Origin of the sequence: Streptomyces sp. NPDC048434 (assembly GCF_043200375.1) — a bacterium.
In the GTDB taxonomy this organism is placed as follows: Bacteria; Actinomycetota; Actinomycetes; order Streptomycetales; family Streptomycetaceae; genus Streptomyces.
Genome location: NZ_JBICXQ010000013.1, coordinates 1 through 15,881, shown reverse-complemented (window position 1 = coordinate 15,881; position 15,881 = coordinate 1). Strand labels below are relative to the sequence as shown.

Below are 15,881 nucleotides of genomic sequence, written 5' to 3'. Positions count from 1 at the left end.
GGCCCTCCCCCGCGACGCCACGCGCTCCGACGGCTGACGAGCAGGCGTCGGCCGGTGGCGCCGGTCCGTGGACGGTGCGCCGTCAGACCGCGGCCGGCTGTTCCGTGCCCGCCGGGGCGGGGGCCGACCGGCGGATGCGGCGGCGCTTGGTCACGAGGACTGCGGTCCGGGTGAGGACCATGGCAAGTGACATGAAGACAAAGGCATTTGCGTAGACATCGGGGCCGCTGAGCTCATTTTCGATGCTGAAGCGGATCAGGCCCTCGGTGAACCAGTGCTCGGCACCGTAGGCGAAAAGGACGCGGGCGGCGGAAAGGACGATCCAGACGAGGGCGTATCCGATTCCGCCGGTGGTGTAGATCCGGCCGTCGCTGCCGCGGTGCGCGGGGAGCAGTACGCCGGCGATCAGGCCGCAGATCACGCCCACGCCGACGCCGACGAGCTGAAACGAGGGCGCGTTCCCGGAGGCCGGGAAGGAGCGCACAAAGATCGCGATGATGAGGGCGACCGCGATCACGGAGCGCAGCATGCGCATGTTGGTGACGCGGCGGCGGCCCAGGTCGGTGGCCAGGATGAGGGTGAGGATGGTGGCACTGGCGAGGAGTGCAGTGACGAACTGACTCAGGTGGTCCATGGAAATCCGGGCCTTTCTGGGGTGCTGCGGCTTCTGTTGCTCGGCGAGTGCGCTGCGGTTCGGGGATTTCCGTGGTTCCGGGAATTCCGCGGTCCGGCGAATTCCTTTGTCCGGGGTCTTCCGCAGGTCCGCGAGGGCTTCGTCAACGACGTTATGGCGAGGAGCCGTTGCTGCGGGACGACCGACCGGTGGAGGGGGATGTCCACCGGTCGGTGGACAGCGCGGCGCCGGAGGGGCAGGTGATAGGACTGGGCGCGGCCGCACCCGCTCCTCGGGCGCGGGGAGGCTCATGTCCAGGGGGACACGGTGGTATCCAGGGGGCCGCGGTGACGGCTGAGGCGCGGCGCGCGCCCGAGGCGCGGGTGCGGTGGTTCGGGCTGTGGGACAGCTACTTCGTGATCTGCTATCTGGTCACCACGGGGCTGGTGTTCACCTCCGGCGTGCCGCAGGGGGGCCGGGTGGTCGCCATCGGCGCGCTGACCCTGGCCGTGCTCTGGTACGCGGGGGTCGGGCGGCCGTTGATGCTGCGGCATGAGAGCGACCGGCGGAACGTCGTCTTCCCCGTCGGCCTCTTCGTGCTGTTCGGGGTCGCCACCGCCGTCGATCTGATGAGCTCGTTCGCGCTGTTCGCCCTCATCCCGATGCTGATGATGAGCCTGGCGACCAGGCCGGCCCTGGTGGTCGGCGTCCTCGGCAACCTCATGCCCGTGACGATGCTGTGGCTGCGCGGCGGCGCCGCGGGCCAGGCCGTGCTGTTCGTGCTGCTTGCGTCGCTGCTCGGGATGGCCCTGTCCGTGCTCCTCGGGCTGTGGATCAAGAGGGTGGTACGGCAGAACAAGGAGCACGCCGCGCTGATCGAAGAGCTGCGGCGGAACCGCGAGCAGGTGGCCCGGCTGTCGCACCAGGCCGGGATCTCCGCCGAACGCGAGCGGCTCGCACGGGAGATCCACGACACCCTCGCGCAGAGCCTGACCAGCATCATCAGCCTTGTGCAGGCGGCGGATTCGGAGGTGGAGGGCGCGCCTGCCGTCGCCCGTGAACATCTGGCGCTGGTCGGACGGGTGGCCAGGGAGAGCCTGGCCGAGGCCCGCGCCTTCGTGGCCGACCGCACGCCCGCGTCCTTGCGGGAGAGCTCCTTGGCGCAGGCGCTGCGGCGGCAGGCAGACGGGCTGACCGCGCAGACCGGGCTGCTGGTGCGGTTCGCCGTCGAGGGGGACGAGCGGCCGCTGCCGATGGCGGTCAATGTCGTCCTGCTGCGTGCCGCGCAGGAGGCCGGCGCGAATGTGCGCAGGCATGCCGACGCCCGCGCGGTGGACCTGGTGCTCCGGTACGGGGAGGGACGGGTCGGGCTCCGTGTCGCCGATGACGGCAGGGGGTTCGACGCGGCAGCGGCGGCGGCTGCCGGGAGAAAGGACGAGCACGGTCGGGGTGACGGCGGGGGCTTCGGGCTGCGGGGCATGGCGGCGCGGGTGGCGGGGATCGGTGGAGTGATGAGCGTGGTGAGCGAGCCCGGGGCGGGCACCGCCGTCGAGGTGAAGGTGCCCTTGGCCCAGGCGGTGGAGCGGGCGGAGGCGCCGATGGCGGGTCGGTCCGAAGAGCATGTGGCGGCGGGGCGGTTGGCGAAGGCGGCGGATGATGGGCGTTGAGGAGACGGTCGCGGTGCGGGTGCTGCTCGCCGATGATCACCCCGTCGTACGCGAGGGTCTGTGCGCGATGCTGCAATCCGACCCGGGCATCGATGTCGTGGGGCAGGCGGGCTCCGGTGAGGAGGCCGTGACGCTGGCGGCCCGGCTGACGCCGGACGTCGTGCTGCTCGATCTGCGGATGGGCGGGATGGACGGGGTCGCCGCCACGGGGCACATCCTGCGGCAGTCGCCACGCAGCAGGGTGGTCATCGTCACCACCTATGAGGACGACTCCGACATCCTGCGCGCCGTGGAGGCGGGCGCGGCCGGCTACCTCCTCAAAGGCAGCTCCCGGGCCGAGTTGGTCGACGCCGTACACGGTACGGCGCGCGGTGCGACCGTGCTGACCCCGTCGCTGGCCACCAAGCTGTTCCGGGCGCGGGCGGTGGAGCAGCCGCTGCTGTCCGTCCGGGAGTGCGAGGTGCTGCGGCTGGTCGGCCAGGGACTGACCAATGCCGAGATCGGCCGGGAGCTGTTCATCGGCGAGGCCACCGTGAAGACCCATCTCCTGCGTGCGTTCAAGAAGCTGGAGGTGTCGGACCGGACGGCGGCGGTGATGACGGCCCTGGAGCGCGGGTTGTTGTCATAGCCGCGCGCGGCTCCCCCGGGGTCACTTGCGCCGCGCCCTCACCCCTCGCCCAGCCGCGCCTGGTCCGCCGCCGCTCTGCCCTGGTGCCAGCCGTCCGCGTCCCGTATGCCGCGGAGGCGGACCGGGGCGGTGTCGGGGAAGAGGGCGCCGGTGGTCTCCTCGACGGCGAGTTCGCGGGCGGCGAGGACCGGGAGGAGGTCGGGGGCCGCTTCGGCGGACTCGGCGGTGGCGGCGGCCGTGGCGGCGGCGGTGGCCGCCCCGAGCCGGTCGCGGATGCGGTCGGCGTAGGCGACGAGGAAGGTCTGGCGGAAGTCCCGGGTACGGCGGGAGCGGCCGCGGGCGTGGTGGTCGTCGCCCGCGCGGTGCATGGCGGCGGTGGCCTGGAGCAGCAGCGAGGTGTAGAGCATCTCGGCCGCCTCCAGGTCGGGGGCGAAGCCGACCAGGGTGGAGAAACCGACGTCGGCGGCCCAGACGGCCTGGCAGCGGTTGGCGGCCGCCACCGCGTCGAGCAGCAGCGCCTTGGCCTGTTCGTACGGGCCCTCGATGCCGATACGGACCGCGGACGGGCCGCCGGCCTGCCCGCCGGGGGCGGCGTCCGCGCTGTCGAGCAGCGCCTCGTCGATGCTGTGCCGGGCCATCAGCTCCTGGGCCTTGGCGGACAGCGCCTCGGCCTCCTCCGCGTAGTCGGTCGCCTCGGCCTTGGCGAGCAGCCCGCGGATCCGTCCGAGGGCACGGGACGCGGCGGGGCCGCTCTTCGGGGCGGCCTTCGGCGGGGCCGGCAGCGGGGTGATGCGGGGCAGCCGGGCGAGTACGCGCAGCGCCGCCAGTACGTCGTACGTGGTCTCGAAGCGGGAGGTGCGGCGGCGCTCGGCCAGGGCGTCGAGGTAGCCGGTGTCGCCGGCCCACCAGACCTCGGCGCCGAGGTTCCTCAGCTGCTCGGCCCAGCGCGTGTCGCGCGCGGGGCGTGCCGCCGGCGGCCGGGCCGCTTCGGCCGCGACGGCGTCGACGACCACTGCGACCAGGGAGGCGCCGGACGCGTCACGCCGCACGATCCGCTCCAGGTCGGCGGGCTGCCAGCCGCCCGCCCAGCACTGCCGCACGGCCGCCACAGCGGCGTCGACCACCGCCGCGCTCACCGCCTCCCGGCCGGCCTCGGCCGCGGCCAGCATCGAGGCGCCCGCCTCGATGGCGTCCTCGGCCTGCGCGCCGTCCGGCGCGTAGCGGACGCTGCCGAGCACCTGCCCGACCAGTTCACCGGCCGCCGACGACGGCCCGCCGCGCCCTTTTTCTCCGCGCTCACTCACCCGCTCACTGTACGGAGGGCTGCCCCGGCCCCGCGTCCCGGTGGTGGTCGGCGGCCGGCGGCCGGCGCACCCTACACAGCGACGACGCCCGGCGGCGCCCTGATCGGGGCGCCACCGGGCGTCGGTCACGTCATGAGGCGAGCGGCCGGCACGGCACGGCACGAGCTGACGGTCCTGACACGACCTGTCATCTCGCCTCGCGAGCGGTCATGTCACACGCGGTCATCGTGCGGTGTGCTGCCGTCACCCGCGGTGTGCTGCCGTCATCTGCGGTGTCACTGCTGCACCACGGTGCCGGGCTGCTGCGCAGCACTGCCGGCGACCCACTCCGACCAGTCCATGTTCCAGCCGTTCAGGCCGTTGTCCGGCTTGACCGTCTGGTCGGGGGAATTGACGACATCCACCACATCGCCGGTCTGCGAGTGGTCGAAGAACCAGGCGCCGGGCGTCTTCGCGTCCTTGGCGCCCTTGGCGTCCTCCAGACCGATGCAGCCGTGGCTGGTGTTGGACTTGCCGAAGATGCCCTTACCCCAGTAGTTGCCGTGGATGAAGGTGCCGGAGGCCGACAGGCGCTGGGCGTGCGGCACGTCGGGGATGTCGTACTCGCCCTTGCCGTCCTTCTTCTTGAAGCCGACGGTCGAGCCGTCCATCCGGGTCTGCTTGAACCGCTCGGAGATGACCATCTTGCCGTTGTAGGTCGCGTTCTCGTCGCCGCCGGCCGAAATCGGGATGGTCTTGACGAGCTTGCCGTCACGCACCACGAACATCAGGTGCGCCTGGGTGTCAACGGTGCTGACCTGCGAGTGACCGACATTGAAGCTGACGGTCTTGTTCTGGATGCCCTTGACGCCCGGCGATGCCTCGACACCGTCGAGGCCGAGCTTCATGGTGACCTTGGAGTTCGCCTTCCAGTAGTCCTGGGGGCGGAAGTCCAGCCGTTTGTCGCCGAACCAGTGGCCGACGACCTGCTGGTTGCTGCTCGACGCAACCTTGATCGCGGACTCGACCTCGGCCTTGTTCTCGACCGGTTTGTCGAAGTTGATCGACACCGGCATCCCGACGCCGACGGTCGAGCCGTTCTCCGGCGTGAAGTTCCCGACGAAGCTGTTCGCCGGGGAGACGGTGGTGAAACTGGAGTTCTCCACCGCCGTGCGTCCCTTGGAGTCCACCGCATGCGCGGTGACCTTGTACTTCGTCGAACGTTCCAGCGCCTGCTTGGGCTTCCAGGAGGTGCCGTCCGCGGAGAGGGTGCCGTCGATCTTCTGCTTGGACTCGGCCGAGGTCATGGTGACCTCGGTGAGCTTTCCGTCGCCGACCGTGACGTTGGCGTCACTGTTGATGCCCGCACCGGTCGCGCCGTCCGCCGGCAGAATCTTGATCTTGGCCTTGGAGGCGTCCTTCGCGGCCGCCTCGTCCACCTGCTGGGCGTTCTCGTGGCGAGGACCGTCAGCACCGCCATCGCTGCCGTGGTCAGCCGCCGTGCTGCCGCCACACGCCGCAAGCGTGAGTACGCCCCCGAGCAGCGTGGCGCTGGCTATAAGCCCGTTCCGGCGCTTGCTGTCCGTTATCACACGCATCTCCATTGCTACCGATTTCGCTGACTTCCCCGAGCGAGCTGCCAACTGAACGCAGGCATATCTGGACGCAGCCATTCCAGCCGACGCCATATGAACGCCTTTTCCTTTTCGCCCGTTCCATGCCTCCACAAAGTGTGGGGAAGGCCACTTATGTCCCCGGAACGGTCACCGGGTGCTCACGGTGCGGATGCGCACCGGCCACGTAGTGGGCCCCCGTACGGCGGGTAAGCCGTACAGGGGCCCTGGCCATCGGGCGGGACGAGCTGCCGGTCAGCCCTCCCCGTCCGCGTCGTCCGCCAGATCCCAGTCCGCCGCGTTCCACTCGGCGTCCGGGTCGTAGTCGGTCAGCTCCTCGCTGCTCCACGAGGCCTGGGCGAGTTCGGTGCCCGGCACCGAGGTGACGAGGTCGAACGGGTCGATCAGATGGGCCAGTGCCTCCGCCGGATCCTCCTTGACCGTCTCCACGGACTGTCTGCGCTCCTCGTCGGGCAGCGACGGGTCGCCGCCGATGTGATCGAGGGCCGCGCCGGTCAGCTGCCGGGCGTCGGTCACCTCCAGGATCAGTTCGACATGAAGGCGCACAAAACGTGATGTCTCACCATTGCTCATAGCACGGAGGTTAGGCATGGACGGGTCCTGACTTCCCCGCGACCCGCGGCGGTCACTAACATCTGCGGTCAACGGCCAATTCGCCGAACCCACAAGGGGGATCGCTTCGTGACCGCACGACGACCACTGCTGACCGCCGCGGCCGCGGGATCGGTACTGTTCGCCCTGTGGTTCGTCCCCTCCGCCAATGCGAGTGCGGGGGATGACGGAGCGACAGATTCCGGCCTGCGGACGGCATCCGCCGCGGCCGGACCGGGCCTGGCCGACCGGGTGAGCAGCGGGGCCCAGGACACCGTCAGCGGTTCCACGACGACCACCCCGCACCACAGCGGCTCGGGCACCGGCTCCCGCACGGTCTCCGGCGCCGACCCCGCCGGCGCCCGGCCGCACTTCCTCGCCGACACCGGCAGCCCGGACACCACGCCGTACGTGATCGGCGGCGGCGCCTGTCTCGCGCTCGGCGCCGGGCTGGTCAGCTACTCCGTCCGCCGCACCCGCGACGACACCGCCTGAGACGGGACGGGCGGCGGGCGCCCCGCCGTCCGCCGTTACGCCAGCTCGCCGGTGACCGACTCCACGGCCGCCACCAGCTTCCCGCCCCGGACGAACGCATACGCGCCCTCCAGGTCCGGCGCCAGGAAACGGTCCTCGCCCGGCCCCTGGATGCCGGCACCGCGCACCGCGTCCAGCACGGCACGGGTGGCGGGGGCGGGCGTCAGCCCCGTACGCATCTCGACGGCGCGGGTCGCGGCATAGAGCTCGACGGCGATGATCCGGGTCAGGTTGTCGACCGCGGTACGCAGCTTGCGCGCCGCCGACCAGCCCATCGAGACATGGTCCTCCTGCATGGCGGAGGACGGGATGGAGTCCACCGAGGCGGGCACCGCCAGCCGCTTCAGCTCGCTGACGAGCGCGGCCTGGGTGTACTGGGCGATCATCAGCCCGGAGTCGACGCCCGGGTCTCCGGCCAGGAAGGCGGGCAGCCCGTGCGAACGGTTCTTGTCCAGCAGCCGGTCGGTACGGCGCTCCGCGATCGAGCCGAGGTCGGCCGCGGCGATGGCCAGGAAGTCCAGGACGTAGGCGACCGGAGCGCCATGGAAGTTGCCGTTGGACTCGACCCGGCCGTCCGGCAGCACCACCGGGTTGTCGACCGCGGCGGCCAGCTCGCGGTCGGCCACGAGCCGGGCGTGGTCGAGGGTGTCCCGGCCGGCGCCGGCGACCTGCGGGGCGCAGCGCAGGGAGTAGGCGTCCTGGACGCGCGGGGCGTCGTCCTGGTGGTGGCCGGTGAAGCCCGACCCGGCCAGCACCTTGGACATATTGCCCGCCGAGGCGGCCTGCCCGGGGTGCGGGCGGATGGCGTGCAGCTCGGGCGCGAGGACCTTGTCCGTGCCGAGCAGTGCCTCCAGCGAGAGGGCCGCGGTGATGTCCGCGGAGGTGAACAGCCGGGCGAGATCGGCGCAGGCCATGACCAGCATGCCGAGCATGCCGTCGGTGCCGTTGAGGAGCGCCAGGCCCTCCTTCTCGCGCAGTTCGACGGGCTCGATGCCGTGCTCGGCCAGCAGCTCGCCGGCCGGCCGTACGACACCGTCGGGGCCCTCCGCGTCGCCCTCGCCCATCAGCGTCAGCGCACAGTGCGAGAGCGGCGCCAGGTCACCGGAGCAGCCGAGCGAGCCGTATTCGTGCACGACGGGCGTGATGCCGGCGTTGAGGATGGCCGCCATCGTCTCGACGACGAGCGGGCGGACACCGGTGTGCCCGGAGGCGAGCGTCTTGAGCCGCAGGAACATCAGCGCGCGGACGACCTCGCGCTCGACCCGCGGGCCCATGCCGGCCGCGTGCGAGCGCACGATGTTGCGCTGGAGCTGCACGCGCAGCTCGGGGCTGATGTGCCGTACGGCGAGGGCCCCGAAGCCGGTGGAGACGCCGTAGACGGGGTCCGGCTTGGCGGCGAGTTCGTCGATGAAGGCGCGGGAGGTGGCGACGGCCGCGAGGGCCTCCGCGGACAGCTCGATCCGGGCCGCGCCGCGGGCCACCGCGATGACGTCCTGTGCGGTCGTGCCGGACGTCCCCAGCACCACAGTGTGCATATCCATATTCAGGCACCCTAGAGACTGAATCGCCGGATGTCACCACCGGATTTCGTGAGCACCCCTTACGGGGCGTACGCGAGGGACCGGGGTCTGTACAAGGATGCGATGCCTCACCTCCGGAAGCGGCGGCGCTCCGGCCCCGACCGCCGGTCCGGTGCGTCGGCGAGCCGGACGACCGGGTCGTCCTTGCCGCCGTGCCGCCCGGCGACCACCGGCTCACCCGACCGCGCCGCCTTGGCTTTGTACTGCGCGGCGTCCGCGAGCCGGAAGAGCCGGCGGGCGCTGCGCACCGGACCGATCGGATCGCCGGTCGAGGCGACCCCGACCGCAACCCCCTCACCGAGGTCCAACTCCCCTGCCCGGTCGCACAGTTCACCGGCCACCTTGACCACCTCGTCGGCCGGCGGGCCCACCGCGAGCAGACAGAACTCATCGCCGCCGAGCCGGGCCGCCAGCATGCCCGGCAGCATCGCACCGCACAGGGACAGCACCGAGCCGAAGCGCTCCAGCAGACGGTCCCCGGCCGCATGGCCGCGCGAGTCGTTCACCCGCTTCAGCCCGTTGAGGTCACACACCACCAGGCTGACCACCACCTCGTCCCTGCGGTGCAGCTCCAGCGCCTCGTCCAGCCGCATATCGACGGCGCGGCGGTTGGCGAGGCCGGTCAGGGAGTCCGTGAAGGCCAGCCGGCGGACCTCCGCCAGCCGCTCGGTCTGGGCGATCCCGGCGGCCGTGACCGCGGCGAGCACGCTCGCGAAGTCGGCGTCCGGCCGCCCGAAGACCGCCTCCCCCGTACGCCGCGCGACATACAGCTCGCCCCACGCCCGGCCGTGCAGCACGATCGGCGCGACCACACAGCAGCCCCGGCCGCGGCGGCGCAGCGCGGCCACCCGCTGCGGGTTGGCACAGCCACTCCCGCCCAGCCCCGCTGCCGCCTCCGCGGGCGCGGGGCCGCCGTGCGGCTCCTCGGCGGTCTCCACCCAGGCACTGGGCTCGCCGCCGCCCGCCCACTGCTCGTGGAGAAAGCCGACGATCTCCGGGAATTCGTGGACGGGGTAGCTCTCGTCGTCCGGGAACTCCTCCTCGTCGTCGGCGAGTTCGCCGACATTGACCAGCACCCGGAGCTTGCCCAGCTCGCGCTCCCACTTCGAGATCGCCGCGAAGGATCCCCCCAGGGCCTGGCGCACACCCTGCGCCGCGGCGTGCGCCGATTCGCGCGGCGTGTGCGCGGCCGCCATCGCCTGCGCCAGCTCCACCACGGCCCGCAGCCTCGCATCGCCCTCGCCCGTCACCGGATCCTCGCATTCCGTCACCGTGAGCACGCTCTGTAGTACAGCGTAGGAATGTTTAACCCCTTTCGCCCCTTTCCGTGTGTGATTGACACCCGGGCGTTATTCGCGTCGTTCCTGGTCGGGGGGTGGGGGTGGAGCGGAGACGGGAGATGAGCCGCGCAGGAGGGGGCCGGAGCATGGCCTCATCACGGTGCGTGACGGTGGGCGGCCGCGCCGACACCGCGGGAGGTGCCGTCCGGCGCCGGCGCCGTCTTGCCCCGGGTCACTCCCCGGGCCACTCCGGATCCCGCTTCTCGTTGAAGGCCGCCACGCCCTCCGCCCGGTCCCCGGAGAAGGCCACGCTGCGCCAGGCGCCGTCCTCCAGGTCCAGGCCGGCCCGCAGGTCCAGCCCGTGCCCGAGGCGCATGGCGCGCTTGGCGGCGCGCAGTCCGACCGGCGAGTTACGGGCGATCGCGGCCGCCAGCTCCAGCGCCCCGGCCCGGTCCTGCCCGTCCGCCACCAGCCGGTCGACCAGCCCCAGCTCCGCGGCCTCGGCCGCCTGCACCCGCCGGGCGGTGAAGACCAGCTCGGCCGCCCGCGCCGCGCCCACCCGGCGCGGCAGCAGCTGGGTGCCCCCGCCGCCGGGGATGACGCCCACCGACACCTCCGGCAGGCCGACCTCCGCCGTACCGTCCGCGACGATCAGATCGCAGGCCAGCGCCAGCTCGAAGCCGCCGCCGAGCGCAAAGCCGTGCACCGCGGCGATGGTGGGCATCGGCAGTTCCAGTACGCCGGTGTACGCGGCGCGGGTGTGCGGGCGCTGTCGCATCAGGTCCGCGTCCGTGAAGGAGTTGCGCTCCTTGAGGTCCGCGCCGACGCAGAACGCCCGCTCGTGGGTGGAGCTGAGCACCACCGCCCGTACGGAGCGGTCCGCGGCCAGCTCGGCGCAGGCCTGCGCCAGGCTGTCGGCCATGGCCGTCGAAACGGCGTTCATGGCCTTCGGGCGGTCCATGATCAGCTCCGCCACGAAACCGTGGCGCTCGACGGCCACCCAGCCGTCGGCGCCGAATTGTTGCCGTTGCCCCTGCCGTTCCATGCAGCCCTCCCTGTTAACGGGCGTTGACCTGACGTGGGGATCATGCCAGGTGGGCGGCCGGGGCGACAGGGATGGGGGCGGCAGCCCGGAGGGGTGGGCCGGGCTCGGGAGGGGCCGGGCTCGGGAGGGGGCGGGGTGTGGGCCGGGCGGTCGGTTCGGGCGGCCGTGATCCGCGGGGGCGCATCAGGACGGGCGGGCAGCGGTCCACCGGCTCGGTTCCGGGCGGTGGTGATCCGCGGGCTCCGGTTCCGGGCCTGCCGTGGTCCGAGTGCCCGTTCACGGCGGGGTCCGGGCGTCCGTTCGCGGCGGGGTCCGGTCCGCTTGTGGGCCTCAGTCGCTCGTGGCCTGTCCGTCCCGACGGCTCAGCTGCCACGGCTCGATCACGCCCAGGCCTCGCACCGGGCGCTGCCACATCGGCTGGAGTGCGAAGCGGTACGACGGCGGCGGGGCGCCGGTGCCCTCCTCGGCCACCTTTTCCGCGGCCGCGGCGTCGGCCTCGGAGACCGGTGCGTCACCGATACGGCCCAGCTCCTCGGCGAACGCCTCGTCCACCAGCACGGTGTCCTTCGGCGCTATCGAGGTGAGGCGGCTGGCGAGGTTGACCGTCGTGCCGAAGACATCGCCCATCCGGGTCGTGACCGTGCCGAAGGCGATACCGACCCGCAGCTCCGGCATCGTCTCGTCATTGGTCATCGTCTCGATCAGCCGCAGCCCGATCTCGGCGGCGATACCGGCGTCATCGGCGGAGAAGAGGACCTCGTCGCCGAGGGTCTTGATGAGCCGGCCGCCGTGCGCGGCCACCAGGTCGGAGCAGGTGGTCTCGAACGCCTCCACCAGCTCGCCCAGTTCCTCCTCCTCCAGGCGGCGGGTCAGACGGGTGAAACCGACCAGGTCGGCGAAGCCGACGGCGAGCCGGCGGTCGACCATCTCCGCGTCGTCCTGGGCCCGGACGACGCGGCCGGTGGCGGCGGCGAGCTGGCGCCGCCAGACGTAGACGAGGAACTCCTCCAGCTCGGGGAGCAGCAGCTCGACCAGCGGGTAGGTGATCTCCGTACGGGTCAGGCCGGAGTCCTGGGGCTCGGTGAGGCCCTCCAGGAAGGAGTCGATCTGCCAGTCGGCGAGACGGGCGGTGGTCTGGCCCGTGGAGCGGGCGACCTGGATGGCCATGGCCTCGCTCAGCAGCCCGGCCTCGACGAGACCGGACAGCCGGCGCAGGGCCAGCACATCGGCCTCGGTGAGGGCCTTGACCTGGCCGATGTCGGCGAAGCCCATGGCCCGCCAGAAGCGGGCCGCGAGATCCATGGAGACACCGGCGCCGCGGGCCGCCTGGAACGGTGTGTAGCGGCGGTCGGCGCCGAGGATGAGTTGTTCGAGGCGGACGGCGATGTTGTTCTCGTCGCCGTTATCGGCCGCGCCGTTGCCGGTGACCATGCCGCCGGCCTCGCCGTTGGTGGTGGCGCCCTCGTCCCGGCCCCCGGAGGGGTCGTCGACGGGGACGTCGCGCACGGCGTCGTCCTCGGTGTCCATGTCGCGCGGGGCGGCGCCCGAGTCGTCGGCGGTCACCGGCCGCTCCCTGTCCGATCCCTGCGCACTGCCCTTCCGATCACTGCTCGCCGGTGGTCCGCTCCCTGGCGAACCGCCTCAACGATACGGCAGGTGTGCTCTGGCTCACTCTCACATGTCGGCTGTGACCGCGGAAGTGGTGGGGGTGTACCGGCGCGGCGGTAGGCGGCGGGGCGGGGTGCCCTCGCGCTGCCGTCCTTGGCCGCGGCTGGGCCGAGTGTGTCTGCGGTCGGCCGGTGGGGTGGGCGCCGCGCGCCCGCCGTGGGTGCGCGTACTCCCCGTGGGCGGGGGCCCGGAGGGGACGCCCCTCGGGACGGACAGCGGCAGACCTCACGGCCGCCGACCCGTGCGGCGGCCATCCATCGTGGCGCCGCACCGGGCCGGGGTCTCGTCCAACGCCTCGGACAGGCCCTACGAGTCCTCCGCCGGGCGCAAGTGGACGATGTCCCCGGCCCCGACCGGCCGCTGTACGCCGTTCGCGGTGGCCAGTACCAGGCGGCCGTCGCCGTCGATGGCCACTGCCTCGCCGATGATTTCGGTGTCGCCGGGGAGTTCGGCGCGTACGGAGCGGCCGAGGGTGGCACAGCCCGCGGCGTAGGCCTCGTGGAGGCGGCTGGCGGCGGGGTCGCCGTCGGCGGCCCGCCACTCCGTGTACCAGTCCTCCAGTGAGCGGAGCACGGCGCGCAGCAGCGGGTCGCGGTCGGTGCTGCGGGCGCCCGCCAGGACCAGCGAGCCCGCGGCGGGCACGGGGAGTTCGGCGGCGGTGAGGGAGACGTTGAGGCCGATGCCGATGACGACGCCGGGGCCGGCCCGTTCGGCGAGGATGCCGCCCACCTTGCGTTCCGTGAGGGTGCCCCCAGGACGCAGTTCCTCGGAGTCCTGGGAAGTTACCAACAGGTCGTTGGGCCACTTGAGGGCCGTGTCGACGCCGGCCGTCCGGGAGAGGGCGGCGGCCGTGGCCACCCCGGCGAGCAGGGGGAGCCAGCCCCAGCGTTCCACCGGGACGCGGGGGGTGAGGTAGACGGAGAAGAAGAGGCCGGAGCGCGGGGGCGCCGACCAGGTGCGGTCGAGGCGGCCGCGGCCGGCGGACTGTTCCTCGGCCACCAGGATGGCGCCCTCGGCCTCCCCCTCGGCCGCGCGGGCCGCCAGGTCGGTGTTGGTGGAGCCGGTGGCGGAGACGACGTCCAGGGCGGTCCAGAGCGAGCCGGGCCGCACCAGGGCGCGGCGCAGCGCCGTGGCGTTCAGCGGGGGGCGGCCCAGATCGCTCCAGCGACCGGCATCTTTGTCCCGGTTTTCCGGTGGTTGAGGCGTCATGGGACCAGCCTAGGTGTGGTCAACGACGCAGTGCCGCTGAGCAGTCCCGCGGATACGCTACGAATCGGTAGCCAAACCCGTACCACCCTCAGTACGAGCACCAGTCCAGGACGAGCAGGAGCCGCATCCCGATGTCCGAGCCGGAAGCAAACATCCACACCACCGCGGGCAAACTGGCGGATCTGCAGCGACGGGTCGAAGAAGCCACGCATGCCGGTTCCGCACGTGCGGTGGAAAAGCAGCATGCAAAGGGGAAGTTGACGGCGCGTGAGCGCATCGATCTGCTGCTGGACGAGGGCTCGTTCGTCGAGCTGGACGAGTTCGCGCGGCACCGGTCGACCAATTTCGGGCTGGAGCAGACCCGCCCCTACGGCGACGGTGTGGTGTCCGGCTACGGCACGGTCGACGGGCGCCCGGTGGCCGTCTTCTCCCAGGACTTCACGGTCTTCGGCGGGGCCCTGGGCGAGGTCTTCGGCGAGAAGATCGTCAAGGTGATGGACTTCGCGCTCAAGACCGGCTGCCCGGTCATCGGCATCAACGACTCCGGCGGCGCGCGCATCCAGGAGGGCGTGGCCTCGCTGGGCATGTACGGCGAGATCTTCCGCCGCAACACCCATGCGTCCGGCGTGATCCCGCAGATCAGCCTGGTCGTCGGCCCGTGTGCGGGCGGTGCGGTCTACTCCCCCGCCATCACCGACTTCACGGTCATGGTCGACCAGACCTCGCACATGTTCATCACCGGGCCTGACGTCATCAAGACGGTGACCGGTGAGGACGTCGGCTTCGAGGAGCTGGGCGGCGCCCGTACGCACAACACCACCTCCGGTGTGGCGCACCACATGGCGGGCGACGAGAAGGACGCCATCGAGTACGTCAAGGGACTGCTGTCCTACCTGCCGTCGAACAACCTCTCCGAGCCGCCGGCCTTCCCGGAGGAGGCGGATCTGGAGACCTCGGACACCGACCGCGAGCTGGATGCCCTGATCCCGGATTCGGCCAATCAGCCGTACGACATGCATGTCGCGATCGAGCATGTCCTGGACGACAATGAATTCCTGGAGACCCAGGCGCTGTTCGCGCCGAACATCCTGACCGGCTTCGGACGGGTCGAGGGCCATGCGGTCGGTGTGGTCGCCAACCAGCCGATGCAGTTCGCGGGCATCCTGGACATCAAGGCCTCGGAGAAGGCCGCGCGGTTCGTGCGGACCTGCGACGCGTTCAACGTCCCGGTGATCACCTTCGTGGACGTGCCCGGCTTCCTGCCCGGCACCGACCAGGAGTACGACGGGATCATCCGGCGCGGCGCCAAGCTGATCTATGCGTACGCGGAGGCGACCGTCCCGCTGATCACGGTCATCACGCGCAAGGCGTTCGGTGGCGCGTATGACGTCATGGGCTCCAAGCACCTGGGCGCGGACCTCAACCTCGCCTGGCCGACCGCGCAGATCGCCGTCATGGGCGCACAGGGCGCGGTCAACATCCTCTACCGGCGCACCCTTGCCGCGATCGAGGACCCGGCCGCGCAGGACGAGCGGCGCCAGGAGCTGATCCAGGAGTACGAGGGCGCCCTGCTCAATCCGTACGTCGCGGCCGAGCGCGGCTATGTCGATGCGGTGATCGTGCCGTCCGAGACGCGCCGGCACATCGTCCGCGGGCTGCGCACGCTGCGCAACAAGCGCGAGGCGCTGCCGCCGAAGAAGCACGGCAACATCCCGCTCTGACCGGCAGAACCAGCGAAGGAGGGCCGTTCTCGATGATCAAGGTCGTACGGGGCAACCCCACACCCGAGGAGCTGGCCGCCGCAGTGGCGGTGGTGCAGGTCCGCGCGGCGGCCGCCGCTGCCGTCGAGCCCGGAGGAGCCGATCGCGGCACCGAGTGGTCGGACCCCGCGTCCACGGTTCCGGCGCGGGCGCGGATGCCGCACCCGGGCCCGCGGGCCTGGCGTACGAGTTACTGGTCGCATTGACCGGCTGATGTCGAGCGGTGACCGTGAGGTCAGGTCGGTGCATAGTGCACTGACTAGTGCGTTACGCCGTGGCGCCTGAGTACGCGTACTCAGGCGCCACGCCCCCCACGGGCCCACGATCCATTAACTAGGGGGTCACAACAACCCCACGAGCCACCACTAGAGCGGCGCGCTGTTCACGCC

The 15,881-nt window shown here is 71.8% G+C and carries 14 protein-coding genes; 5 read left to right on the top strand and 9 right to left on the bottom strand.

Annotated features, from left to right (window positions below):
- Window positions 1-82: 82 nt before the first annotated feature.
- Window positions 83-634, bottom strand: coding sequence for a hypothetical protein (locus tag ACGFWI_RS16980; RefSeq protein ID WP_393906734.1), 552 nt, complete (start codon window positions 632-634; stop codon window positions 83-85).
- 326 nt (window positions 635-960) lie between these two features.
- On the opposite strand from ACGFWI_RS16980, the gene ACGFWI_RS16975 reads away from it, so the two are divergent.
- Entirely contained in the window at window positions 961-2,280 is a 1,320-nt protein-coding gene (locus ACGFWI_RS16975) for a sensor histidine kinase (protein WP_393906733.1), read from the top strand.
- On the top strand, window positions 2,267-2,908 hold the full coding sequence (locus tag ACGFWI_RS16970; RefSeq protein WP_393906732.1) for a response regulator: 642 nt from the start codon (window positions 2,267-2,269) through the stop codon (window positions 2,906-2,908). The genes ACGFWI_RS16975 and ACGFWI_RS16970 overlap by 14 nt, the downstream gene beginning before the upstream one ends.
- Window positions 2,909-2,946: 38 nt before the next feature.
- On the opposite strand, the gene ACGFWI_RS16965 is transcribed toward ACGFWI_RS16970, so the two are convergent.
- From ACGFWI_RS16965 to ACGFWI_RS16955, 3 genes are all read right to left on the bottom strand, one after another.
- On the bottom strand, window positions 2,947-4,146 hold the full coding sequence (locus tag ACGFWI_RS16965) for a DUF2786 domain-containing protein (RefSeq protein ID WP_393906910.1): 1,200 nt from the start codon (window positions 4,144-4,146) through the stop codon (window positions 2,947-2,949).
- A gap of 341 nt (window positions 4,147-4,487) precedes the next feature.
- Window positions 4,488-5,780, bottom strand: a complete 1,293-nt coding sequence (locus tag ACGFWI_RS16960; protein ID WP_393906909.1) for an Ig-like domain-containing protein — start codon at window positions 5,778-5,780, stop codon at window positions 4,488-4,490.
- A gap of 279 nt (window positions 5,781-6,059) precedes the next feature.
- Complete coding sequence (locus ACGFWI_RS16955; protein WP_393906731.1) at window positions 6,060-6,398, bottom strand: hypothetical protein; 339 nt, start codon at window positions 6,396-6,398, stop codon at window positions 6,060-6,062.
- A gap of 108 nt (window positions 6,399-6,506) precedes the next feature.
- On the opposite strand from ACGFWI_RS16955, the gene ACGFWI_RS16950 reads away from it, so the two are divergent.
- Window positions 6,507-6,911, top strand: a complete 405-nt coding sequence (locus ACGFWI_RS16950) for a hypothetical protein (protein WP_393906730.1) — start codon at window positions 6,507-6,509, stop codon at window positions 6,909-6,911.
- 35 nt (window positions 6,912-6,946) lie between these two features.
- Here ACGFWI_RS16950 and hutH read toward each other — a convergent pair whose 3' ends face one another.
- The 5 genes from hutH to ACGFWI_RS16925 form a co-directional block, all read right to left on the bottom strand.
- Entirely contained in the window at window positions 6,947-8,491 is a 1,545-nt protein-coding gene (hutH, locus tag ACGFWI_RS16945) for a histidine ammonia-lyase (protein ID WP_393906729.1), read from the bottom strand.
- Window positions 8,492-8,598: 107 nt separating this feature from the next.
- Complete coding sequence (locus tag ACGFWI_RS16940; RefSeq protein ID WP_393906908.1) at window positions 8,599-9,726, bottom strand: diguanylate cyclase domain-containing protein; 1,128 nt, start codon at window positions 9,724-9,726, stop codon at window positions 8,599-8,601.
- Between the two features lie 316 nt (window positions 9,727-10,042).
- Window positions 10,043-10,855, bottom strand: coding sequence for an enoyl-CoA hydratase/isomerase family protein (locus tag ACGFWI_RS16935; RefSeq protein ID WP_393906728.1), 813 nt, complete (start codon window positions 10,853-10,855; stop codon window positions 10,043-10,045).
- A 330-nt stretch (window positions 10,856-11,185) separates the two neighbouring features.
- The gene (locus tag ACGFWI_RS16930; RefSeq protein ID WP_393906727.1) at window positions 11,186-12,418 is read right to left on the bottom strand and encodes an adenylate/guanylate cyclase domain-containing protein; all 1,233 of its coding nucleotides are present in this window, start codon (window positions 12,416-12,418) and stop codon (window positions 11,186-11,188) included.
- Between the two features lie 411 nt (window positions 12,419-12,829).
- On the bottom strand, window positions 12,830-13,732 hold the full coding sequence (locus ACGFWI_RS16925; RefSeq protein WP_393906726.1) for a biotin--[acetyl-CoA-carboxylase] ligase: 903 nt from the start codon (window positions 13,730-13,732) through the stop codon (window positions 12,830-12,832).
- A 131-nt stretch (window positions 13,733-13,863) separates the two neighbouring features.
- Between ACGFWI_RS16925 and ACGFWI_RS16920 the strand changes: the two genes are divergently transcribed.
- Window positions 13,864-15,453, top strand: coding sequence for an acyl-CoA carboxylase subunit beta (locus ACGFWI_RS16920; RefSeq protein WP_393906725.1), 1,590 nt, complete (start codon window positions 13,864-13,866; stop codon window positions 15,451-15,453).
- Between the two features lie 32 nt (window positions 15,454-15,485).
- The gene (locus ACGFWI_RS16915) at window positions 15,486-15,698 is read left to right on the top strand and encodes an acyl-CoA carboxylase epsilon subunit (protein ID WP_393906724.1); all 213 of its coding nucleotides are present in this window, start codon (window positions 15,486-15,488) and stop codon (window positions 15,696-15,698) included.
- The last annotated feature ends 183 nt before the right edge of the window (window positions 15,699-15,881 follow it).

What these genes read in the sequence shown, in the direction of transcription:
- ACGFWI_RS16935 (WP_393906728.1), bottom strand. Translation starts at nt 10,855, where the DNA reads ATGGAACGGCAGGGGCAACGGCAACAATTCGGCGCCGACGGCTGGGTG.
- hutH (WP_393906729.1), bottom strand. Translation starts at nt 8,491, where the DNA reads ATGGATATGCACACTGTGGTGCTGGGGACGTCCGGCACGACCGCACAG.
- ACGFWI_RS16980 (WP_393906734.1), bottom strand. Translation starts at nt 634, where the DNA reads ATGGACCACCTGAGTCAGTTCGTCACTGCACTCCTCGCCAGTGCCACC.
- ACGFWI_RS16940 (WP_393906908.1), bottom strand. Translation starts at nt 9,726, where the DNA reads ATGGCGGCCGCGCACACGCCGCGCGAATCGGCGCACGCCGCGGCGCAG.
- ACGFWI_RS16970 (WP_393906732.1), top strand. Translation starts at nt 2,267, where the DNA reads ATGATGGGCGTTGAGGAGACGGTCGCGGTGCGGGTGCTGCTCGCCGAT.
- ACGFWI_RS16955 (WP_393906731.1), bottom strand. Translation starts at nt 6,398, where the DNA reads ATGAGCAATGGTGAGACATCACGTTTTGTGCGCCTTCATGTCGAACTG.
- ACGFWI_RS16925 (WP_393906726.1), bottom strand. Translation starts at nt 13,732, where the DNA reads ATGACGCCTCAACCACCGGAAAACCGGGACAAAGATGCCGGTCGCTGG.
- ACGFWI_RS16920 (WP_393906725.1), top strand. Translation starts at nt 13,864, where the DNA reads ATGTCCGAGCCGGAAGCAAACATCCACACCACCGCGGGCAAACTGGCG.
- ACGFWI_RS16915 (WP_393906724.1), top strand. Translation starts at nt 15,486, where the DNA reads ATGATCAAGGTCGTACGGGGCAACCCCACACCCGAGGAGCTGGCCGCC.